General features: G+C 41.7%; 22 protein-coding genes. 8 read left to right on the top strand and 14 right to left on the bottom strand.

Annotated elements, in window-relative coordinates; all coding sequences use genetic code 11:
* Positions 1-29 precede the first annotated feature (29 nt).
* Entirely contained in the window at positions 30-1,361 is a 1,332-nt protein-coding gene (locus tag H6G77_RS01280) for a P-loop NTPase fold protein (RefSeq protein ID WP_190587918.1), read from the bottom strand.
* Between the two features lie 995 nt (positions 1,362-2,356).
* On the opposite strand from H6G77_RS01280, the gene H6G77_RS01275 reads away from it, so the two are divergent.
* The 4 genes from H6G77_RS01275 to H6G77_RS01260 all read left to right on the top strand — a co-directional run bounded on the left by H6G77_RS01275 (position 2,357) and on the right by H6G77_RS01260 (position 5,689).
* Positions 2,357-3,199 (top strand): cell division protein FtsQ/DivIB, encoded by an 843-nt coding sequence (locus tag H6G77_RS01275; protein ID WP_190587917.1) that lies wholly within the window; start codon positions 2,357-2,359, stop codon positions 3,197-3,199.
* A gap of 605 nt (positions 3,200-3,804) precedes the next feature.
* Positions 3,805-4,026, top strand: coding sequence for a hypothetical protein (locus H6G77_RS01270; RefSeq protein WP_190870616.1), 222 nt, complete (start codon positions 3,805-3,807; stop codon positions 4,024-4,026).
* A 57-nt stretch (positions 4,027-4,083) separates the two neighbouring features.
* Complete coding sequence (ftsZ, locus tag H6G77_RS01265; RefSeq protein WP_190587915.1) at positions 4,084-5,370, top strand: cell division protein FtsZ; 1,287 nt, start codon at positions 4,084-4,086, stop codon at positions 5,368-5,370.
* 133 nt (positions 5,371-5,503) lie between these two features.
* Complete coding sequence (locus H6G77_RS01260; RefSeq protein ID WP_190587914.1) at positions 5,504-5,689, top strand: hypothetical protein; 186 nt, start codon at positions 5,504-5,506, stop codon at positions 5,687-5,689.
* Between the two features lie 70 nt (positions 5,690-5,759).
* On the opposite strand, the gene gshB is transcribed toward H6G77_RS01260, so the two are convergent.
* The 5 genes from gshB to hflX form a co-directional block, all read right to left on the bottom strand.
* Positions 5,760-6,734, bottom strand: a complete 975-nt coding sequence (gene gshB, locus H6G77_RS01255) for a glutathione synthase (RefSeq protein ID WP_190587913.1) — start codon at positions 6,732-6,734, stop codon at positions 5,760-5,762.
* Between the two features lie 119 nt (positions 6,735-6,853).
* On the bottom strand, positions 6,854-7,126 hold the full coding sequence (gene grxC, locus H6G77_RS01250) for a glutaredoxin 3 (protein ID WP_190587912.1): 273 nt from the start codon (positions 7,124-7,126) through the stop codon (positions 6,854-6,856).
* 412 nt (positions 7,127-7,538) lie between these two features.
* On the bottom strand, positions 7,539-9,509 hold the full coding sequence (locus H6G77_RS35300) for an XDD4 family exosortase-dependent surface protein (protein WP_199331335.1): 1,971 nt from the start codon (positions 9,507-9,509) through the stop codon (positions 7,539-7,541).
* Between the two features lie 510 nt (positions 9,510-10,019).
* The gene (locus tag H6G77_RS01240; protein WP_190870615.1) at positions 10,020-10,907 is read right to left on the bottom strand and encodes a 2OG-Fe(II) oxygenase; all 888 of its coding nucleotides are present in this window, start codon (positions 10,905-10,907) and stop codon (positions 10,020-10,022) included.
* Positions 10,908-11,160: 253 nt separating this feature from the next.
* Entirely contained in the window at positions 11,161-12,852 is a 1,692-nt protein-coding gene (gene hflX, locus H6G77_RS01235; RefSeq protein ID WP_199331354.1) for a GTPase HflX, read from the bottom strand.
* Between hflX and H6G77_RS35295 the strand changes: the two genes are divergently transcribed.
* Both H6G77_RS35295 and H6G77_RS01230 read left to right on the top strand, forming a co-directional pair.
* Positions 12,767-13,057: a hypothetical protein gene (locus H6G77_RS35295; protein WP_199331334.1), complete on the top strand. Its 291-nt coding sequence runs from the start codon at positions 12,767-12,769 to the stop codon at positions 13,055-13,057. The two genes, hflX and H6G77_RS35295, sit on opposite strands and share 86 nt — an antisense overlap.
* A 120-nt stretch (positions 13,058-13,177) precedes the next feature.
* Complete coding sequence (locus tag H6G77_RS01230) at positions 13,178-13,462, top strand: DUF427 domain-containing protein (RefSeq protein ID WP_190587910.1); 285 nt, start codon at positions 13,178-13,180, stop codon at positions 13,460-13,462.
* 216 nt (positions 13,463-13,678) lie between these two features.
* On the opposite strand, the gene H6G77_RS01225 is transcribed toward H6G77_RS01230, so the two are convergent.
* The 8 genes from H6G77_RS01225 to trxB all read right to left on the bottom strand — a co-directional run bounded on the left by H6G77_RS01225 (position 13,679) and on the right by trxB (position 21,307).
* A complete protein-coding gene (locus tag H6G77_RS01225) occupies positions 13,679-14,278 on the bottom strand; it encodes a Uma2 family endonuclease (RefSeq protein WP_190870614.1) in 600 nt (199 codons plus the stop codon).
* A 115-nt stretch (positions 14,279-14,393) separates the two neighbouring features.
* Positions 14,394-16,484, bottom strand: coding sequence for a prolyl oligopeptidase family protein (locus H6G77_RS01220; protein ID WP_190870613.1), 2,091 nt, complete (start codon positions 16,482-16,484; stop codon positions 14,394-14,396).
* Between the two features lie 304 nt (positions 16,485-16,788).
* Positions 16,789-17,487 carry an MIP/aquaporin family protein gene (locus tag H6G77_RS01215; protein ID WP_190870612.1) on the bottom strand — a complete coding sequence of 233 codons (699 nt, stop codon included), beginning with the start codon at positions 17,485-17,487 and terminating at the stop codon, positions 16,789-16,791.
* Positions 17,488-17,595: 108 nt separating this feature from the next.
* Positions 17,596-18,492 carry an ROK family protein gene (locus H6G77_RS01210; RefSeq protein ID WP_190588305.1) on the bottom strand — a complete coding sequence of 299 codons (897 nt, stop codon included), beginning with the start codon at positions 18,490-18,492 and terminating at the stop codon, positions 17,596-17,598.
* A gap of 40 nt (positions 18,493-18,532) precedes the next feature.
* The gene (locus tag H6G77_RS01205; RefSeq protein WP_190587906.1) at positions 18,533-18,733 is read right to left on the bottom strand and encodes a hypothetical protein; all 201 of its coding nucleotides are present in this window, start codon (positions 18,731-18,733) and stop codon (positions 18,533-18,535) included.
* Positions 18,734-18,815: 82 nt separating this feature from the next.
* The gene (locus tag H6G77_RS01200) at positions 18,816-19,712 is read right to left on the bottom strand and encodes an ABC transporter permease (RefSeq protein ID WP_190587905.1); all 897 of its coding nucleotides are present in this window, start codon (positions 19,710-19,712) and stop codon (positions 18,816-18,818) included.
* Positions 19,709-19,858 carry a hypothetical protein gene (locus tag H6G77_RS01195; protein ID WP_190870611.1) on the bottom strand — a complete coding sequence of 50 codons (150 nt, stop codon included), beginning with the start codon at positions 19,856-19,858 and terminating at the stop codon, positions 19,709-19,711. The genes H6G77_RS01200 and H6G77_RS01195 overlap by 4 nt, the downstream gene beginning before the upstream one ends.
* A 78-nt stretch (positions 19,859-19,936) precedes the next feature.
* Positions 19,937-21,307, bottom strand: a complete 1,371-nt coding sequence (gene trxB, locus H6G77_RS01190; RefSeq protein ID WP_190870610.1) for a thioredoxin-disulfide reductase — start codon at positions 21,305-21,307, stop codon at positions 19,937-19,939.
* 172 nt (positions 21,308-21,479) lie between these two features.
* On the opposite strand from trxB, the gene H6G77_RS01185 reads away from it, so the two are divergent.
* Positions 21,480-22,805 carry a class I SAM-dependent methyltransferase gene (locus H6G77_RS01185; RefSeq protein ID WP_190587902.1) on the top strand — a complete coding sequence of 442 codons (1,326 nt, stop codon included), beginning with the start codon at positions 21,480-21,482 and terminating at the stop codon, positions 22,803-22,805.
* 121 nt (positions 22,806-22,926) lie between these two features.
* Positions 22,927-23,481 (top strand): type IV pilin-like G/H family protein, encoded by a 555-nt coding sequence (locus H6G77_RS01180; RefSeq protein WP_190673811.1) that lies wholly within the window; start codon positions 22,927-22,929, stop codon positions 23,479-23,481.
* The last annotated feature ends 62 nt before the right edge of the window (positions 23,482-23,543 follow it).

Raw genomic sequence — 23,543 nt, 5'->3', positions numbered from 1 at the left:
ACTAATAATTATTTGCTTGCTCAGTTTTATTACCTTTTTTGCTGCCAAGCCAAGACTTTTTCGGTTTCTGCTAATGCTGGGCTAATCCCAAACCAACGACCCACAGGATCGCGGTATTCAAATAAATACATGCTTCGCAGCAAACTTTGATATTCAGACTCACCTTTAACGCTTTGCTGTTGCACTACTTCAAACAATAGTTCCCACTGATATTCATCAATGGCTAATAGCAAATCATCACGGTAATCTTTAATGACTGCTTCTAAACATTGTGCCGAAAAAGGCGGGTCTTGTCGTTGCAAGCAGCTATATAGCAAGCCTAATAAGTTACGGATATGTCCGCCACTCACGCGACATAAACGGTCAAGGGTTTCAGGATGTTCAAATAATTCTGTGATTAATGAAAGTCTTTCATTATAAGAAACTTCTGGAAATGCTCTAGCTAAGACTAACTGACGCAGTAGCAACATCCCCGGTTCGTAATCACTACCATCTCTTTGTTTAACTCTCACCATTGGTAAGACTTTTGGTGAAATACCTCCACCCAAGCGGTTTTTGAGTGTTTCATACTCATTCGAGAAAATTAACGCTAGGGGAATGGTGTAGACGACGTGACATTTGAGTCGGCGTAATTGTTCACCCCGGTCGATAAAGAGATATTCTGGTTGTGTCCGCCCAGATGCTAAGGGACGCATATCAACTCGATCTAAATTATCAACAATGACAACTAGACCTTTTTGACCACGGAGTTTTAGTTGTTCAACGGCTTTTTCTAAAACTTCTTCGTTAATTGCTTGCAAAATGCTGTTAGTACGTGGTTCTAAATATTGTCGGAGTTGATTTCGCGCTTGGGCGCTATCTTTGGTTTTAGCGGTAATTTTGGCAATCCCCAGAGATAATTCGGCTTCTCCAGAAAGTTCTATGGGGCTTTGTAAAAAATCTCCGATTTCTTTGAAGAGGTTGATGAAGTAGTGTGGTTGGACTTTGATTTTAATTGCTTCTAAACTGGCGCTGACTTGACGAGCTACACTCAGTAAAATATCGCTGACATCAATATCAGCCATATCTAGGTCTTGACTGGACTCAAAGTAAACTACGTGGAATCCCACTGCTTCTAGTTCGGCTTTGAGGCGTTGTAATTCTGTAGACTTGCCGCAACCAATATGACCTGTAAATAACTGACAGGTAGGTTCATCGGGAGAAATACGGCTGATAGTCCGTTGCAATTCTTCCACAATCTTGCAGCCACGGACATCAGCGAAATCTATATAGTACTGCTGATCACTGCGAACGCTCATATTGAGCGCATAGCTAGGGTTACATGCTTTATAAAAGCGTGACAAATAATCTGTATTGATCATTTAGATGTAGATGCAGTTGGAGATACGGTGTTGTTTGTCTGTTTATATACAAAGTATTCCTAGTCAATGATAGTTATTTTGTTAACTCACTTCTGGGCTGTGAATTATGGGTGGATAGCAGTTTGTAATTTTTTGCTACCAGTAACTATCAGAACAAGACTAGAGCCACTATTGTCCCTGATACTTACAGTATATCCATCTTTTATTTGTATTATGTGTAGCTTTTGACAATCTTTAAGCTTCTAATCAACTGAATATCTGGTTATAAAGGAAGTCAATAATTTTACTAAAAAGCAAGAATTTACAAGTCGTTTTATTGCTAAATGATTACGTAATTATGCATAGTCGGATTTGGATGCAGCCCCACAGTTTAATGCTTGTCACATTTTTGATGTTGAATATGGGGCATAACTCAGATCGCGCTTCTTGTTTAATGATGGGCGATGTTTACAAATCAAATAAGATTGCTATAATGTCGGACTCAAGATTGTGTTGTGTCGCTTGAGTTAGATGTAGATCACAAGCAGGACTGACGCACAAAAATTAGCTGTGGAGATTGGGTGTCAGGGTGAAAGGGTTTGGGGTGTAAGGATTTTAAATAAGTACACCCCCATACCCCTGAACCCTTGCCAAAACTCTTGATTTTTCGTTTTGATGCGGTAAGTCCTACACAAGATTGCTTTGGCCACAAAACATCTGTATCTACAAAGTTAGCTAGATTTTTTGACACTGAGTGCGATCTGCATCACATAACAGCATAACTACTGCAAAGCAGTTATATATTTTGCATACACAGAATAATATTTTTGTCAATAATTATTCTCTAGTCAAGTTTATGGCGATCGCAGTGACGGTAATTCACTAAAATCAACTTAACTCAACGGCAACTCCGCACTGCAAAATAGAATAGGCAAAATTTCTCATAGCTAATCCCGATGCTCAAGGGGTTGATAAATTTAGCCAAAAATTGAGAATGTCATCAATAAGAGGTGAGAATGGCAGGTATTGTATCCGTTTCTCAAACAGATTTGTCCCAGCGCCGCAAAAAACTACGTCGCCAGCGACAAATGAAAGTTATCCAAGCTATTTGGCGAACTTTGGCTATTAGTGGTTTAGCTGGTGGGTTGCTTTGGGTAGCCCTACAACCTGTCTGGGTACTGCGTGATCCCAAACAAATTGTGATCAAAACTGGAAATCAAGTCCTCCCAGAAACAGCAATTAAGTCAATGTTAAAGCTGTCTTATCCGCAATCTTTATGGAAAGTTGAACCTGGAGCGATCGCAGATTCTTTGAAAAAACAATCAACTATTGCTCAAGCTACTGTGACTCGTCGTCTGTTGCCACCGGGATTAATCATCGAAATCCAAGAACGAGTACCTGTAGCTGTAGCCCAAAGACCTACACCAAATAATCAACCGAAAAACAAACAGTCATCTACTGGCTTACTAGATGCTAATGGTGTTTGGATACCGTTAGAAAAATATACATTGGTAAATCCTAAGTTGAAGTTGCCCAGCCTGAAAGTGATTGGCACACCAGAACAATACCAACAGTCTTGGAGTCAACTGTATCCTTTGCTAAGTCAAAGTTCCGTGAAAATTATGGAAGTTAATTTTCAAGATTTGGCAAATTTAATCCTGAAAACTGAAATTGGTAATGTACATTTGGGTACTCCTAGTTCTCTATTGCCAGCACAAATCAAGATACTGTCGCAACTGCGAAATTTACCAGCCAAAATTAATCCTAGTCAAATAGAGTATATTGATCTCAAAAATCCTGATTCGCCCATAGTACACATGATCCAAAAAACTCCAAAGGCTGACTCTCAAATCCCTTAGCAAATCATCTATATTAACTTTTGTGTATCAATTCCTCTCAGTAAATTAAGAAATTTGATGCTAATAGATAAATATATAAGTTTATTGATAATTTTGCATATTTTGACAACACACTCAAAATATTAGGATGAAATTTTCATGCGGTGTGACAGGAGGCTTAATTTGCAAGTCTCCTTTGTCGCTATCAGTCTATAGTTCCCTGGCACTGTCAAATCTAGTGATAGGTAGATATAAGATAAATTTCAGATTTGAGGTTGTAATTATCGCCAATGGTGAAATCTATCAACTATATTATTAAAGCAGATAAGACGCGCTACCTTGTGTCTTTTGCAATTATGTTATTTGCACAATTATATAAGCTGAGTGTGCTTTTTAAGCTCATTGAGCTTGTATTTGACAATGTAAAACTAGTCAAGACTACATATGATAGAAGTAAAAGTAATCATAGTTTTGAGTATTATTTGATATTAAGAAATCATAAAAATTACTCATTAAACTCAAGAAAAGCGAAATTTACCGCCCAAAAAAACATTACAGGTAGTTGTAAAATTAATGACCAACTTAAATCGTCACCAAAAATCATGGGAGGGCATTCAGTATGCAAAATGTATACTGTGCCAATTTGGCAACATAGTAGGAAAGCTATTAATAGCTTGTTGAATTTAGACAGATCAACTTTAGGTAAATGTAGGTATACTTCTCTAGAATTAGTTGGGCGATCGCTGGCTTTAATCGCCGACTTACAGATTGACAAGCTTGTTAAAGTTGCCAATCATAATCAAAATACAAGAGCAGTACCTATAGATTTTGGCAGTGTCAAACTATAGTTGATTCTGCGGTGAGTAGCACCCGGAAAAGTCGTTTATCTACCTTTCACAAATCCAATGACGCTTGATAATAACCAAGGGCTTACCTATAAAAACTCCCAATCTGTGGGACAGCCAGGATTTTCACTGGCAGTAAACTCAAATAATCCCTTTAATCATTCTGGGCTGAACTTTGCTCAAGGCCCAGACAGTAAAAAAATATCTTTAGAAAATAGCCGCATTGGCGAGATTGTTCCCGGTAGAGTTGCCAACATCAAAGTCATTGGCGTTGGTGGTGGTGGTGGTAATGCCGTTAATCGGATGATTGAGTCTGATGTAAGTGGTGTGGAGTTTTGGTCAATTAATACTGATGCTCAAGCTTTGACTTTAGCTGGAGCGCCCAGTCGCTTGCAAATTGGGCAGAAGTTAACCAGAGGCTTGGGTGCTGGGGGAAATCCAGCCATCGGTCAAAAAGCGGCGGAAGAATCACGCGATGAAATTGCCACAGCTTTAGAGGGTGCTGATTTAGTATTCATCACGGCTGGGATGGGTGGTGGAACCGGAACAGGTGCTGCGCCAATTGTGGCAGAAGTAGCCAAAGAAATGGGTGCTTTGACAGTTGGTGTGGTCACACGGCCATTTGTGTTTGAAGGTCGCCGCCGCACTAGCCAAGCCGAACAAGGTATTGAAGGACTGAAAAGTCGGGTAGATACACTGATTATCATCCCCAACAATAAATTATTAGAAGTAATTCCCGAACAGACACCTGTACAAGAAGCCTTTCGCTATGCAGATGATGTGTTGCGTCAAGGGGTACAAGGGATCTCTGATATTATTACCATCCCTGGGTTAGTCAACGTTGACTTTGCAGATGTGCGAGCGGTGATGGCTGATGCGGGATCAGCATTGATGGGAATTGGAATTAGTTCGGGAAAATCACGCGCTAGGGAAGCTGCGATCGCCGCAATTTCTTCTCCGTTGCTAGAATCTTCTATTGAAGGTGCTAGAGGAGTAGTCTTTAACATCACTGGTGGCAGTGACTTAACCTTACATGAAGTGAACGCAGCCGCAGAAACAATTTATGAGGTAGTTGATCCCAACGCCAATATTATTTTTGGAGCAGTAATTGATGACCGTTTACAAGGAGAAGTCAGAATTACTGTGATTGCGACAGGGTTCACTGGTGAAGGCCAAGCAGCACCACCACAAAACGCCAGCAACCCCCGCGTTGCACCGCCACCCAAAAAATCAACCACACAATCACCAACAGCTAATCCATCAACACCAGTTGTGGAACCGAAAGAAAAATCAGGTTTAGACATTCCTGAATTTCTGCAAAGACGGCGTACACCACCACGTAATTGAAGGATCTTGGATTCGAGATATGAGATCAAGTTTGCAGTCTCAGATAGCACTGAGTACTGTATAAAACTTGTTAATGACTAAATTGCATCAGGAACAGAAATTATTCTGTTGCTATTTTTGATTTGGCGAATTGGTGAAAACACTCGTCCACACTATTTACAGAATAAATTTATTTGGGCAAAAGCCTGCTGGCTTTGATGTCCTAGTTTTGTATTTAGAAAAAATTTTGAGTAGATTAACGATTGATTTTCAGGTAATTGGCACCTGTCTCAAAAGCTCTCAGCCTTACTTGACAGGTGCGATCGCTCAAATTATTTGATTGATTCTAGAGTGACTTAACAGTAGATAACCAAGGCTGACTGGGAATATTCAAAACAATTGCAATTATTTTATTTTTTAGCTTGTAGACGCTGTTCCACCCATTGAATTACCTGATGCCCTAAACGAGTACCACTTAGTCTGTCAATTTCCCGCACTCCTGTGGGGCTGGTGACGTTGACTTCTGTGAGGTAGCCACCAATTACATCAATCCCGACAAAAATTAACCCATCTTGACGTAATTTATCAGCTAATCGAGTACAAATTTCATGTTCTCTGGGGGTAATTTCTGTTTCCGCAACTGTACCACCAGCAGCCATATTGTTGCGAAAATCACTACCACTAGAAAGCCGATTTAAAGCACCAATCGGTTCACCATGCAGTAAGATAATGCGCTTATCTCCATCCTTAGCTTCTGGGAGATAAGTCTGCACCATCACTGGTAGTTTGCCTTGATGGGTGCTAAGTTCCACAATGGAGTTAAAGTTGCGATCGCCTGCTTGTAAAAATAAAATCCCTTCCCCAGCTTTGTTCCCCAGTGGTTTGAGAACCGTTGCTCCCTTAGCTTCGACAAATTGCCGAATCAACTGCTTATCTGCACTGACAATGGTTTCTGGAATCACTTCTTTAAATTGGAGGGCATACATTTTTTCGTTTGCCCTCCTGATCCCATCGGGGTTATTAATCACCAAAGTTTTATTTTGGTCAACATAATCAAGAATGTAAGTAGCAAAGAGGTAAGAGTCATTAACTGGTGGATCTGTCCGCATAAATACGGCATCCATTGTTTCTAAAGAAATCAAGGAGCGTTCTTGCAAGCGATACCAAGGATTAGCTGCTACCCAACGTCCTTCTACCAAATCTATTGGTACTAGTTCCACTTGTTGCAGAATTGCCCAAGCTTTACCGTCTACCACACTCAGCCAGTTTACCTGAGTTATCCAGACTTCATGTCCTAAAATCTGTGCTGCTTCCATCAGTGCAACACTGGTATCATGACAAGGATCAAGCAGATGGATGGGATCAATAATAAAAGCCAGTTTCACGCTGTTTGCCTCAATCGCCAGGAAATTTTAAGTTACTCAATTTAGAGTAACTCCTGATGATTTAACTGAGTCACAAACCTGAGCAGCAGAAAAGAGTAAAATTTATATCCCCGCTCATTTTATACATTGGTTTCAACGGCTAATAACTCATCCAACTTACCTTGACGGTCGAGGGCGTGGATATCATCACAACCACCAACGTGGCGATCGTTAATAAAAATTTGTGGTAAAGAACGTTTGCCATTTGCTCTTTGAGCCATTTTATCCCGTGCTTCTTCATCGCCATCGATACTGTATTCGATAAAGTCAACACCCTTACTAGTCAGCAAATGTTTGGCACGGATGCAAAACGGGCAAGTCCTCCAAGTGTAAATTTCTACATTAGCAGCCATAATGTCCTCTATTTTGTTCTATACTTCTCAATTCTAAAACCTTGTTATCTGTGTCGCCAAAAATCAATCTGTACAACTCTAGTACAGGTTGGCCTAAATCAACAGATCACAACTCAGCTACTTCGGCTCCTTTCGACTTCTCCTGACGGAGACGCTGCGCGAACGCTCAAGGCAAGTCGCTCAGTAAAAGTACGCTCAGTGACCATAAGGAATTGCTAAAAGGCTTGTAGTATCACTATTCTTTCTTTTTAATTTTGACTTTTGCCTTGTTGAACTAGGATGTTTGCATCTAAAAAATTTGGTGGCTTGTACCATCCAGAAATTATTGGTCAAAAAAATTGGGCGAGAAGTTTTTTGTTACTTCTCAACCCATATATAGCTAAAGATGAAAGCTTAAAAGTATTGCCGAAGCTTACACATCATTTTTCTTGTTAACTTTCTTCAGTTTGAATGTACAGAGACCAAATAAGCCTAACGCAGCTAATGTACTAGGTTCAGGTACCTTCTTAGGCTGAGGCTGAGAAGCCGGCGGTTGATAGTAAGTTGTGGGAGATGGAGATGGTGCTGGCGCTGGTGCTGGCGCTGGTGCTGGTACGGGTGCTGGCGCGGGTGCTGGTACGGGTGCTGGCGCGGGTGCTGGTACTGGCGCTGGTGCTGGTGCAGGTACTGGTACGGGTGCTGGTGCTGGTGCAGGTACTGGCGCGGGTGCTGGTGCGGGTACTGGCGCGGGTGCTGGTGCAGGTGCTGGTACGGGTGCTGGCGCGGGTGCTGGTACGGGTGCTGGCGCGGGTGCTGGTACTGGCGCGGGTGCTGGTGCAGGTGCTGGCGCGGGTGCAGGTGCTGGCGTTGGTGTTGTGGCTATCGATTTATTTACAAAAGCTTCACTTCCACCATCAATAAAGGCTTGAACGTGGAATCCTACACGTAAGGTACTATCTTTGAAGCTGTTAATGATGTCGTCAAATGTAACGTTACTGTCTAAATCAAACAGTACACTCACAAATTCATTAGGATTTACACCCATCTGTGAAACTGGTTGATTAGCCTCAACGGAAAAATCTGAGTTAAACCGACCTCCTGGAGCATTATTACTTCCTGGGAGATTGCCTATTTTATTAGGTATTACGAAGTCTACACCACTACCACTATCAGTTATTGATGCAATATTTTTTAGCAGTTGTTTGGCTTCGTCAAAATAAATTTGAGTTATGGAAGAGGCTTGTTGTCCAAAATTACTGAACGTAAATAAAACCTGATCTGACTTACTGCCTTTAGTAACATCTAAAAATAGTTGACTTTCACCTGTTGCGGCGTTAACAGCACTATTTCCAGTGATATTTTGAAATCCAAAGCGCACTGTAGATGAAGGCGCTGGTGTTGGCGCTGGTGCTGGTGCAGGTACTGGTGCTGGTGCTGGTGCTGGTGCTGGTGCAGGTGCTGGTGCAGGTACAGGCGCTGGTGCTGGTGCAGGCGCTGGTGCTGGTGCAGGTACTGGTGCAGGTGCTGGTGCAGGTACTGGTGCAGGCGCTGGTGCAGGCGCTGGTGCTGGTGCAGGCGCTGGTGCTGGTGCAGGCGCTGGTGCAGGTGCAGGCGCTGGTGCTGGTACTGGAGCAGGCGCTGGTGCTGGAGCAGGCACTGGTGCTGGTGCAGGCACTGGTGCTGGTACTGGAGCAGGCGCTGGTGCTGGTGCTGGGGTCGCACTAACTAAAGTGCCAGCAAAGCTAGGTTCGTTTAAAGCTGTCCCGAATTGGAAGCGAATGTTGCCAATCTTGGTGACATCAAAAGCACTAGGTAGACCAGATAAGACAAAGGTGGCATAGTCTTTAACAAAAGTCCCATTTTTCACTGCTGGGTTTGGATCGTCATAACCACTAATGATGCCGTAATTAAATTGCTGCCCGCCACCACCTTGAAAAATATTTAATCCAGCAGTACCTATACCGTAGTTTTGGGTTATTCCCGGTAAGTCTGATGTTCCGTTACCAGTATTTGGCAATTTCCATTCATTAAGATTACCCAGTAAGTTAATATTACTTGTGGTTGTAGAGCCAGAAATTACTGTTGGAGCAGTAGCTGAAGATAAAGACAAGTTTGTTAGCGCAGATCCGCCATATTCCCAAAACACAGCAGTCAAGACATCAGAAGGTGCTGTAGCACCTGGCCCTGTGTTTTTTAGGGTAACTGTTAGTTTTCCTGGATTTAGGCTGTCATCAAAGATGACTGATGCTCCCAGAGCGTTAGTCGTTCCATTCGATACTGGGTTGGTTCCTGTTCCTGAAAAACTTACAGATGCTGCATTTGCTTGCGATATTGGCCCAGACATAACTATGGCCAACGATGATAAACCACAGGTTATATAACCTATTACTTTTTTTGAACTCATTTGAGTCACTTCTTTAAAACTCCTTTTTGTATCTAAAAAGTCTTATCAAACTGCACCGCAGCATAAAATATCCCTGCAAAATAGAGTTTTTAAGTTATGACAAACTAAGTTGATAAATTGCGCTAGTTAGAATTTAAAATGACTAGCGATCTATTATTTCAGCCTTAACTTAGTTTAAATAACGAAAACTTCTATTTTCTAGGGAGTTCAATCTGGGATGAGGTTGATATAAATCTCTGAAATTTTATTTTTTCTCAGTGACGAATAAATATAATTTGCCACAATAACTTGTCAGTAGTCTATAGTTTATCGACATTTTCATCAGAAATTTAATCTCAGAGCAAAAAGTCGGAGTTTCTCTCTATCTGTATAGATATTGGGTATTTACACCTGGAAAAATATTTAAGTATTTCCAAGTAAAATGTATTTAATACTTAAGTCTGATTGATAAATAAAAAGTGAGGCGATCGCCCCACTTAAAGGAATTTTAAAGTAGTTAAGTAATTTTGCTTAGGAAGCTCGACGTACCCAGCCGTTAATTGTAAAGCGACTATCAGGAAATGCTTTAGATGAACACCTCACTGGCAGAACTTCGTGCATATATCGACTGAAGAAAAATACAATACTGTTATTGCGCGGTTCGATAGTTTTAAAGGATTCTGCTTTGACATAAAAGTTATTTTCAACTTTACTGTCATATATTAATAATTCTCCTCCAGAATACCGCTTAGGTTCTTTATTGAAGTAATAAACATAAGTTAATTCTCTGGTAGCAGTATCCGAACTACCATTATCGTTATGAATTTTGTAATAATTGCCATCATTATGTGCAGTGAGTTGGCTTTCAATCTGTCCTACTGTGAAGGGTGTCATTCCCAATTTGCTCATCACATCAGGCATAATCTGCTGAACTTTATTGACAATTAGTTCAGAAAACTCTGGAAATGAGTACAGAACCATTGAGCGGCGATAATTTTTATCATTGGTCGAAGTACTAGTGGAAACAAACTTTGACTTATTAGCTAGTACATACTTAATCAGTCTTTCATGCTCACTAGGCGAGAAAAAATTATCTATTTGTACATAATTAGAATTTAAAACATCATTGGCTACAGGTTGGACATTTTCAGGTTGCTGTATCCAAAGAGGTGGTTCGGTGATTAACCCAACAAGATGATCACTAGCAAAGCATAAAGCCGAATGCCCTTCATTAACAGGTACTTGAAATAAACCTTGACTGGCTGCTTCTTGTTTATAAGCACGAGCAACAACAGTGGTTAATAGGCTATGCAATACAGGGTCATCTGGATTGAGGTAAACTGTATACTGATGTCCCCCTGTTAAGAGAAGCTGAACTTTGACTTTTGTTGGTTCTAGTTGCTGGGAATTTGTTGACATAAATAATTGTGTTAGGGATAGCGATCGCAAAAAAATTTGGTAACAGCAAAAGTAATGAGAGTCTTCCTAAAACTTGAGTTACTTTCTATATCAAGTACCAAAATAAAAATATCTATTAATTACTGGTTCTAGCATGTCATTGAGCATCCTGTCATTCAGGAAATACCACAGTAATAGCCATATAGAAAAATTAAAGCCGTAGTTTCCCTAACTACGGCATTGATGTCATATCCTCAAATTTTATTTTCGGTATTTACCGAGAGTCAACAGCGTATGCAATCAATTGGCTAAGACGTAAACGCAAGGTTTCTAAACCTAAACGTTCGCTTGCGGAAATGAACACAGCTAGGGGAAATTCTTCTCTAGCTAAGGCTAATGTCTCGCTGTCTACTTGATCAATTTTGTTAAAGGCGACCAAGGCTGGGCCAGGAGTCACAGGCATAGCGGCGAGGATTTCTCGCACTGAACGAATGTGACTTAACCAAGCAGGATGAGACAAATCCACTAAATGTAATAACGCATCCGCTTCTGTGACTTCTTCTAAAGTTGCACGAAAGGCATCCATCAACGACGCAGGTAGTTCGTGAATGAACCCTACAGTATCTGTAATCAGAATTTCTTGGGGTTCATTGGTGTCTGCATGGGGAATGACTAAGCGACGTGTAGTCGGGTCAAGGGTAGCAAACAACTGGTCAGCAGTATAAACTTCGGCGTTAGTTAAGGCATTGAGTAAGGTCGATTTGCCTGCGTTAGTGTAACCAACCAAAGCCACTGAAGGAACTTCTTGATGTTGTCTTCGTTGTCGTAAGCGCGAACGATGGGCTTGCAACTGGTTGACTTCTTGTTGCAGTCGAGAAATTCGCCGTTGAATTGCCCGACGTTCTGTTTCTAGTTTGGTTTCACCAGGGCCGCGAGTCCCAATACCACCACCTAACCGCGACATTGCCTGACCTCTGCCAGTCAGTCGCGGCAGCATATATTCTAGCTGTGCTAGTTCTACTTGCAATTTACCAGCGCGGGATTGAGCGCGTTGAGCAAAGATATCTAAAATTACTTCTGTGCGGTCAACTACCCGAATACCAATTTGCGCTTCTAAGTTGCGGACTTGGGCTGGTGAAAGGTCGCGGTCAAAGACGACGAGATTACATCCGAGGGTTTGGGCTGTTAAGGCGACTTCTTGCACCTTACCTTCACCGATAACTGTTTGGGGATGAATGCGCGATCGCTTTTGTTGTACTGTCTGTAGTACATCACCGCCAGCAGTATCTACCAGTCGTCCTAATTCAGCTAGGGTGTCGTGGAATTGTTGCAAAGTTAATTCATCGGTCATGACTCCCACAATCAACACGCGGTCATGATCAGCATCTACTTCCTGGGCGACAAATTCCCGCCGGAATTCTGCTTCCAGTCCTTCCACCAAATCGATGAAGTCCTGTTCTGCCAGCATATCCAAGCTCATTGGTGGGGAAATGCTAGAGTAGGTTGCTGAGTTTTGCGTACCGCGTTCTGAGTTTGGGACTGCTACTAGTTGTTTCGTATCAGATACTAAATGAGCTAAATAAGCTTCTTTGACATAACCTGTAGCGCCACCACCACGCTTGGTAAATCCTGTCCCAGTGATATTCAACATTACCAGCGCGTCTAACCGTTGCATTGCCATAGCAGTCAGCGCCACCTCATTGGGTGGTTCTGGTTTGAGATGGGTGGCAATACAGCGAATACCGCTCAGACGTTCTGCACCGTAACGGGGCAGTTCTAGCGGTGGAATTTGCGTCTGACGCGGTGTGCCTACCCCAACACGAATCACTTGACCGCGACGGTTGAGATAGGCACACACAGGTTGATTGATTTCTGTGCTAATGGCAGCCAGACGCTGCGAAAATTCAGGCGTTGTGATGCGATCGCCTGGTATACGCTGGTGGTACAGCCTCTGTAGTTGTTTCAGATGGCTGGACTTTAAACCTTGGAGATTTCCGAAGATGGTCTCTATAGGCGTTTATGACCAGTTAACTGGCCCTCCGAATCCGTCTATTGTCTATTTTACAACAGTTGCTAGGGTGCAAGCTCAGTCTTCTGGTAGGTGCATAGATTTAATTAGCTTTCAGTTTCAAGATACAGCAGATTCGATGTTTATGAGGTACAGCAACTGATTGAAAAAAGTAATGAGTAAGGAGTCAGAAATTTACTCATTACTTAATTGACAGCCGACTCCGAGTTTAGGCAGTACAGTGTCAAAATATTAAGTGTAAACTTTGCTCAAAAACGCAATTATGCCTAAAGCAATCTGGAACGGTGCAACTTTAGCCGAAAGCGACAAGACTATAGTTGTGGAAGGTAATCACTATTTTCCTCCCGACGCAATTAATAAGCAGTATTTCCAAGACAGCAGCACTCATACCACTTGTCCCTGGAAAGGTGTTGCTAGTTACTACAGCATCGCAGTTGATGGAGAGGTGAATCAAGACGCTGCTTGGTACTATCCCAGCGCCAAGGAAAAAGCTAAAAATATTGAAGGTTACGTCGCTTTCTGGAAAGGCGTAAAAGTCGAAGCTTAATTGAAGACGCTTCGGGCTTATTTGCTGAAACTAGTACAACAAGGCAAAAGTAAAAAATCAAAAGGAAAAAGAAAGAATAGTGATACTACAAGCCTTTTAGCAATTTCTTATGGTCTCTTTATTTACGCCAACCTGTACTAAATAATTAACAGAGTTTCAGTGAATAAGCCTTTTTTTGATCAATCATCAGCACGGCGATCCTTTTGTGTTCTGTGTTCAGATTATTTCACTTTCTGGTTCAACTAGCTCGAAATTGACTTTGTTATATAAATCTTGTAAGGAAATCTCAAAAGGTACAGATGCCAATGCGATCGCCTGATCTTCTTCATCATACTCACGCAGGTTCCATTGTTTTTTCCCAATCTTAGAAAACTGCTCTACATGAACTCGATATTGGTCAATTAAGAGATATTCTTGCAACGTGGGAATTGTGCGATACGCCGCAAACTTATCCTCATAATCATAATTCTTAGTAGATTTTGATAGCACTTCTACAATAACTTGAGGATTAGTAATAATATCTTGGCGATTGTTAAAAAATTCCGGTTCACCTGCGATAATCATCACATCTGGGTATGTATAAATCCGTTTTTGCGATATCCATAGACGGACATCGCCAACAAAAACTTCGTAATTTTGCTGTCTAAATGCAAAATTTAACGCCGAACCAAGGTTAAGTGATATTCGAGCGTGATTAACTGTTCCACCTGCCATTGGAATTATTTGTCCATCAATATATTCACTTTTATATTCAGCCGCTTCCTCTAACTGTAAATATTCCTCTGGGGTGTAGTATTGCTGTTGTGTAACTTGCATAGCTTTTACCCATATTTATTCAACAGTGTAACTTGGTTATCTAACAAAAAAGGTGCGTTCTAGCATTGCAGAAACACACCTTCAATACTCCGCGTTACTCAGCGCACCTCTGCGTTTAAATCTTAATATCCAAAGTTCGCACTAAAAATGCCCATCTATCCGCCGCTTCTTCAATGATTTTAGTTGTCGGCTTACCCGCACCATGTCCAGCTTTTGTCTCAATTCTAATTAATACTGGTGCATCACCTTGATGGGCTGCTTGCAAAGCCGCCGCAAATTTGAAACTATGGGCAGGTACAACGCGATCGTCATGATCTGCGGTAGTAATTAAAGTAGCAGGATAAGCTGTCTTTGGTTTGAGGTTATGCAAGGGTGAATAAGCATACAGTGTTTTGAAATCTTCAGGATTATCGGGTGAACCATATTCTTTAGTCCAAGCCCAGCCAATAGTAAATTTATGAAAGCGCAACATATCCATAACACCAACGGCGGGTAAAGCTGCACCAAATAAATCGGGACGTTGCGTCATACAAGCACCCACCAATAAACCACCATTACTACCACCTGCGATCGCTAGTTTGCCAGTTTTGGTGTATTTATTCGCAATTAGCCATTCCGCCGCCGCAATAAAATCATCAAACACATTTTGTTTTTTCTCTTTCATCCCGGCTTGATGCCATTCTTCGCCATATTCGCCACCGCCACGCAGATTTGGCATAGCATAAACACCACCCATTTCCATCCACACCAACATACTCACAGAAAAAGTTGGTGTTAAGGAGATATTAAACCCACCGTAGGCATAAAGATAAGTCGGATTATTCCCATCTAATTTAATGCCTTTTTTGTGAGTAATAAACATTGGCACCTTTGTGCCATCTTTGCTGTGATAAAAGACTTGTTTTGTTTCATAATCATCAGGATTAAAGCCAACTTTTGGTTGCCGGAACAACTGACTTTTTCCTGTTACCATATCGTAGCGGTAAATTGCGCCTGGGGTAGTAAAACTAGTGAAACTATAAAAAGTCTCTTTATCATGACGTTTACCACCAAAGCCACCAACTGAACCAACTCCGGGTAATTCTACCTCGCGGACAAATGCGCCTTTCAGGTCAAAAATTTTAATTTGCGATCGCGCATCTTGCAAATAATCAGCCACAAACTGATGATTGAGAATATTGACACTTTCTAAAGTCGCTTTACTTTGGGGAATAATTTCTTGCCATGCTGATTTATCGGGTTTATTAATATCAATGGCAATCACCCTCCCCCGTGGCGCATTTAAATCTGTACGGAAATAAAAAACACTATCATCATGATCAATAAAGCTATAATCTGCCTCAAACTCGTTGATTAATTCCACAACTTCCGCATCGGGATTCTTTAAATCTTTATAAAATACTAAATTGCGCGAGTCAGTTCCCAACCACACAGAAATAATTAAAAAGCGTCCATCTTCTGTGACACCACCACCAAATCCCCATTCTTTTTGGTCAGGACGTTGATAAATTAAAATGTCTTCTGATTGGGGTGTACCTAATTTGTGATAATACAGCTTTTGATAATAGTTAACATCTTCTAACTGAGTTTTAGAATTTGGCTCATCATAGCGACTGTAAAAAAATCCTTGGTTGTCAGTTGTCCAAGATGCACCAGAAAATTTAATCCACTTTAAATGGTCGTCTAAATCTTTACCTGTGGCTACATCACGGACTTTCCATTCTTGCCAATCAGAACCAGAAGTTGCCAGACCATAAGCTAAAAGTTTACCATCATCGCTAATTGATAATCCTGATAAAGCAACTGTTCCATCCGCAGAAAGTTTATTTGGATCAAGTAAAACTTGCGGTTCGTCATCTAGACTTTTTAAGGTATATAGTACGCTTTGATTTTGCAGCCCGTTGTTTTTGAAATAAAAATAGCGTTCGGTGGAACCGTCTTGCAGAGATTCGCCTTCTTTAAATGGGGTACCATACTTTTCATAATCCCAAAGTTTCGTTAAGCGTTGTTTAATTTTGTCACGAGCCGGAATTTCACCTAAAAATTCAAAAGTAATCTTATTTTGAGCATCAATCCAAGCTTTCGTTTCTTCAGAATCAGAATTTTCCAACCAACGGTAAGGATCTGCAACGACAGTTCCGTGGTAGTTATCCACTTGTTCGTTTTTGAGGGTAGCTGGATAAGTAATCTGTTTTGCTGTTGACATAGTTGGGGATACCATTCTTCTGTGTACATGGTAATCAGATTTCTCCAGCTTGTGGTAGCTTGCTAAAGCTACAGGTAGAATCCCAGGATTTACACTCCAGTAACACACTAAAACTATGGTCAAAAAAGTTACAAGAAATTGGACAATCCTAGCAAGCAATTTCATCATAGAAATATTAGAGTCAGAACAAAGCTACATCTCGTAAAAACAGTATGACTTACACTCCACGCCAGCTACTTATCCCTCTTTTGTTACCTTCGGCAGAGAATAATCTGAAACTCCTAGTTTTACGTTATTCTCACCTTTACTTCTGACAATCTTGAAAGTTATTGGAAAGTTGCCGATAGACTATTACTGCTAGTTGCGCTCCTAAAATTGGTGCTATCCAATAAACCCAATGATGCTGCCAAATTCCGCCGACAAATGCTGGTGCAAAGGAACGCGCCGGATTCATACTTGCACCAGTAATTGGCCCCATAAATGCAGCTTCCACTGCTACGGTTAAACCAATTGCTAACCCAGCAAAACCTATGTGTGCGCGTCTATCTAGTCCTGAACCGAAAATAATCAGCATCAAAATAAAAGTCAGCACAAACTCTAATACTAAAGCCTGCATCCAATTATTATTTAGTGGTAATGTTGCTCCTAAATTGCCAACTTTCCCTAAGCTAATTACTAGTAAAGCTGAAGCGGCGATCGCTCCTCCTAACTGTGCCAAAATATAAGGCAACACTCGCCATTTAGGTAAAAAACCACTCGTCCAAAAAGCCAGCGTCACTGCTGGGTTGAAATGTGCGCCACTCAAATGTCCCAAAGCATAAATTAACGCCGCTACCACAGCACCAAACACAAAACTAATACCTAAATGTGACACAGCATTTTGACTGATGCTGTTCACCATGACTGCACCAGTTCCTGCAAACACCAAAATAAAAGTTCCAATTGCTTCCGCTAAAGCTTCTCGCCAGCAACGCACTAGCGATTTTGGTAAACCTGAGTTCATTCTCTTACTCAGAACTTCTGCACCTGACATTGCAAAAAAAATTGATTCGTTGGCAATAATATTTCAAAAAAACTTGATATGTCAATCAAAAAAGCCGGAAACGATCATCTAAATTTTTATACAACATTCCCAGGCTAACTTTGCTGCACCTACCATTCCCGCCGAATTACCCAATTCAGCTGGCAGAAGTTGTAACCCAAAACGCGAAGTCGCCATGACTCGCCGTTCAATTTCTGCTTTGGCGGCTGGGAAGAAAAATTTAAAACTAGCACTGACACCACCACCAATGATGATCGCCTCTGGTGTTAAAACATAAATTAAACTCGCTAAACCTGTTCCTAAATCTCTGCCATATTCTTGCCAAAAGGCCAAAGCGTCACTATCTCCCGCTTCAGCTAAAGCGCCTAATTCGGCAGGTTCTTTCCCCGTGCGGCGACGAATGGCAATAATTGAAGCATACTGCTCTAAAGAGCCTTGATTACCACTGTTGCACATTGGGCCGTTAGGGTTGCAGGTGATTAAACCAAGTTCGCCACCTGCGCCACGATGTCCGACAAACAATTTCCCATCCAGAATAATTGCACCACCAACCCCGGTTCCCAAGGTCAACATAATAAAATTGTGCCAGTTACGACCGGCTCCCAACCAAGCTTCGGCGACTCCTGCACAATTCGCATCGTTAGCAATGACAGTGGGTTTGCCTGTTTTGGCTTCTAACCAGTCAGCTAAAGGGACATTGTGCCACTGGGGTAAGTTAATGGCGATTTGAGCAATGCGTCCTGTAGCATCCGCCGGGCCAGGAGTACCGACACCAATAGCAATAGTTTGATTATCTGGGTCAACTTGCGCGATCGCATCTACCATCACACTCAAAACCGCTTCTGGAGTTGCTGGTTGGGGCGTTTCCACCGTTAATGATTGCCAGCAAGTACCATCTTGGCTGAACCGCCCTAGCTTAATTGCTGTTCCCCCAACATCAATCCCAATTACTTCTGGTTTAATCACAATTGCATATCCCACATTTCGGTTGTGATACAAAAATGTATCACTTGTCCTTGTCTGTGATGTAATCGGTTGATTCATCAGAACGTGCAGCAGCAACTTGCAGACTAGTATTTGGGTAATAATTAAAACCTGATTGCCCCCGCGAAGCTGCAACTGGTGTACCACTCAAAATCCCCGCCAGAGCAACAGAAAGCATAAATCCACCCGTAGCAGCAGCAATTAAACTAAGGTTATCTTTCACACGCATCTCTCCAGTTATCAGTTATCAGTTAACAGTGAAAAGTTATCAGTAAACAGACTGGTAACTTTTCAGTATTAAATGACTATTTCCGAATCCCATTTTCTCCCCGCAAACGAGGATTGACAAATTCATTTAACCCCTCACCAAGTAGGGATAACCCTACTACCATGAATGTCATAGCTAAACCAGGAAACAGTGTCGTCCACCAAACCCCTGTGGGTAATGCTTCCAGGGCTTGTTTTAAATCATGTCCCCACTCTGGAACTTCTTCTGGTAGCCCTAAACCCAAAAAGCCTAAACCGCCCAATACTAAAATTGCATCGGCGGCGTTGAGGGTAAATAGTACAGGGACGCTTTGAATGACGTTGAAAAATAAATAACGCGACAGCACAATCCAGGTAGAAGCGCCCATTGCTTGTGCAGCTTCGATAAAGACTTCTGTTTTCACACTCACTGTATGGTTGCGAACCACGCGGTAATATTGGGGGATGTAAGCAATACTAATAGCGATCGCAGCATTTAATATCCCTCGCCCTACAACAAAGGCCAGCGTCACAGAAAGTAATAATCCCGGTAAGGTATAAATACTATCCATCAAAAACAGCAACACCTTATCTAACCTACCGCCAAGATAGCCACTCACCATCCCCAGAGGTACACCAATCACCATACTCAGCGCCGTGGCTAAAATTACCACTTGCAAAGCAGCTTGAGCGCCAAACAAAGTGCGCGAAAATACATCATGACCCAAGCGACTAGTCCCAAACCAATATTTAGCCGATGGTGCTTCTTGAATGGGGTTAGCAAGAAAATCTTTGGGGTTTTGTAGCCATCCCCAAGCCTGCATTACAGGGGCGAAAAATGCCAAAAAGATAAAAAACAGGGTGATGGCTAACCCAATAATCATTAATTTTTGGGACAGGTTCGGATTTTTGGCAAAACGTAAAAAATTTGGCAGCTGACGTTTAGTTATGGTCATGAGCGATCGCCTGCATTCAGCAAGATACGCTGACCATTGTACATAGGGGAGTGGAGAGTTGGGAGTGTGGGAGGTGTGGGGAGTGTGGGGAGTGTGGGGAGTGTGGGAGGTGTGGGAAGAAAGATTTCTTCACCATCCTCCCACACCCCTGGATTTCTTTCTCTATTGCTTCCTGCGTCTTGTCTTCCCTATTCCCCATTCCCCATTCCCCATTCCCGACTCCCCTAAATGTTGCTTTCAATCAACTGTCGGTATTCGCTCTTTTGCTTCACGCCTTTGATTTCTTTCAACAGTTCTTTGTCTTTGAAGAACTGTACAGTCGGTGTACCTGTCACGCCAGCGTTTTCGGCAATCTCACGGTCTTTATCGATGTCAATTTCCACAAAATGGATTTTGCCGTCGAATTCATCCACTACTTTATTAAGTATGGGTTTGAGGGTATGACAAGGGCCGCAACCGGGCGCAACGTATTTGACAATCAGCAGGCGATCGCTTTCGTGGAATAATTTGCGTAAAGCATAACCACCTTCATGGCGTGTCGACTGTAAATTAAACCCGGCTGCTTCCTCCGCTTCCGTTTTCTTTTGGGCTGGCTGAGTCTCTAACTCATTATTGATTGTTGGTTCTTGATGAAACTCTTGAATCAAACCATTAGAAGATAACCAACGTTCTGTCAACAACGCCGCCATACAACCAGTCCCCGCAGCTGTAATTGCTTGGCGATACTCATGATCCTGCACGTCACCAGCAGCAAAAACCCCTTCAACACTAGTTTCTACAGAACCATGTTTTGTGACAATGTAACCAACCTCATCCAGTTCTAGCTGTCCCTTAAATAAGGAGGTGTTAGGAGTGTGACCGATCGCATAAAATAAACCCTTGGCGTGAATTTCGCTTTCTGCACCGGTTTTATTATTGCGAACTTTTACTCCATCCATGTAACCATTGCCAAACACGTCTACAACTTCTGTGTTCCAATGCACCTGGATTTTCGGGTTACTCAAAACTCGGTCTTGCATAGCTTTAGAAGCCCGCATCTTATCAGACCGTACCAGCAAATTCACTTTAGAACCATATTTAGTCAGATAAATTGATTCTTCTGCGGCTGAGTCACCAGCACCAATTACCGCCAACTCTGCACCGTGGAAAATTGGTGTTGCACCATCACAAATCGCACAAGCAGAAATTCCCCGACTCCAAAACTGATGTTCACTGGGTAAACCTAAACGCTTGGCTGTGGCACCAGTGGCAATAATTAAACTGTGAGCTTTAATTTCTCTTTCTTTAGAGCGCACAGTAAACGGACGTTGGCTTAAATCAACAGATATCACATCTTCAGTATATAACTCAGCCCCCCAACGCTCGGCCTGTGCCTTCATCCGATCCATCAGTTCCGGCCCCGTAATCCCTTGCGGGAAGCCAGGAAAGTTCTCTACTTCCGTCGTTGTCATCAGCTGTCCACCCGGCAATCCTCCAGCTTGGAAACCTTCAAAAACAACGGGTTTCAGGTTAGCTCGTGCTGCATAGATGGCGGCGGTGTATCCTGCTGGCCCAGAACCGATAATCACTACGTTTTCTACTGTTGGGTTAGACATATATCTATACGAACTCATAATGACTACGCTTAATATAACATAACTATAGAGTGAGAGGAAAGGCAGATAAATGGGAATACTCAAACTTAAGCAATTCTTTTAAGTCATGCTTCTGCCATATACAGGTATTGGGGCAGACTGTGGAGAATGCAATCACAGGAGCAATTTACCTATGAATAACCCAACATCAGACTTAAAAGAGAAAATTCGTCAGCAGTTTGAAGCAATTCCATACCCTAATAATTCTGTTGAGGAAACACCCAAAAATAAATTGAATTTGCTTTATGTTTGTAATTTTGTCACATCTTTCTATTTAAGAAATCAAGAAATTATAAATACTAAAGATAAAGTTATTTTAGATGCGGGTTGTGGTTCTGGTTACACATCACTAGCCTTAGCAGAGGCCAATCCTGATGCTAAAATTATCGGTGTTGATTTATCAGCAGAATCCGTAAAATTAGCCCGTCAACGCTTGCAATATCATGGCTTTGATAATGCAGAATTTTATACACTTTCCATTGAGGATCTATCCCAGTTAGGGATGCAATTTGACTATATCAACTGTGATGAAACTCTTTATCTACTCCCAGATCCAGTTTTAGGGTTGCAAGCCATGAAATCTGTTTTGCAACCGCATGGAATTATTCATACTAACTTACATAGTTACCGCCAAAGATTTTATTATTACCAAGCTCAAGAACTATTTCAACTAATGGGTTTAATGGATGGTACACCCTTAGAATTTGAAGCTGAATTAGTTCGGGAAATTATGGGATCTTTGAAAGATGATGTAGTTCTCAAACAAAGAGCTTGGGATAGCGCCTTTGAGCAAGCACCTAATTTAACTTTAGTGAATCATTTACTCCAAGGAGATAAAGGCTACACAGTTAAACAAATGTTTGCCATGTTGCAAGCTGCTGATCTGGAATTTATCAGTATGGTGCAATGGCGACACTGGGAATTAATGGATTTATTTAAAAATCGAGATGATTTGCCAGCTTTTCTAGCCATGAGCCTCCCTGAACTTCCACTAGAGGATCAGTTACATATATTTGAATTGTTACATCCTGCTCACCGTTTACTAGACTTCTGGTGTGGTCATCCCCATCAAGGAAAGTTATTTGAGTCAATTTCTGAGTGGACATTAGCAGACTGGCAAAGTACAAAAGTACATCTGCATCCTCAATTAAGAACAGAACAAATCAAACAAGATTTGATTAACTGCATCACTCAAGGTAGTTCATGGTCAGTTGCTAACTATATAAATCTTCCCTTAAAGGGGCCTGTAGAGTTAGATACCAACTTAGTTGCTTGCTTGTTACCTCTCTGGGAGGGAGAGCAACCATTTGACTCCTTAGTACAACGCTGGTTACTGATTAAGCCAATAGATGTTGTCACTCTAGAGCCGATGAGTTATGCACAAGCCTGTGTTCAAGTTCAAAATCTGTTGAGCAAACTGGAAGTCTTTCTCTATGTGCTGTTAGAACGTTGTGCATAAAACACATTCGGCAAATTTTCAGAATTTTTTGCTGTAGGTGATATGAAACGTGAAACAAGTGGGTAACTTAAGCCTAGAAGTCAAGAATAATACATCTCACCCCCCATAGGAGAAACTCTCAATGAAGCCCGCAATCAAACCTGAACTTCAAGCTAAATTTTTGCAACACCTGAATAATCGTAAGAATAGAGCAGATGAAGGTTTTACCTTGATTGAATTGCTCGTGGTAGTAATTATTATTGGTGTTTTGGCTGCTATTGCTTTACCTTCTTTGCTTGGTCAAGTTAACAAAGCCAAGCAGTCAGAAGCTAGAAATGGTATCGGTGCAATTAACCGCGCTCAACAAGCTTACTTCTTGGAATATCAATCCTTTACAACTGAATTAACACAGCTAGGTGTTGGGATTAAAACCCAGACTGATAACTACAAATACAGTAGTGAAATTAAAGGTAGCGGTACTAATATCGCTGGTATCATTTCCAATAAAGCAGATGCTATTAAACCTGCTCTGAAAGCTTATCTGGGAATTGTTGGTACCATCACAGGTAACACCCAAACCAATGAAGCATTAACAGTTGCTTTTGCGTGTGAAGCAAACGTACCAGGTACAACTGTGGTTGTAGCTGCAACCGGCGTTACTAGCTGTCCTAATAACTTTAAATCTCTGGGTGGTTAATGTAAAAAATGCTTTTTGTTGTGCGATCGCTAGTTAATAGTATTTGAAATCTGCATTAAGTG

The organism is Aulosira sp. FACHB-615 (assembly GCF_014698045.1).
Lineage (GTDB): Bacteria > Cyanobacteriota > Cyanobacteriia > Cyanobacteriales > Nostocaceae > Nostoc_B.
Note: the sequence above shows the minus strand (reverse complement) of the source record. Positions and strands in the feature narration are given on the sequence as shown.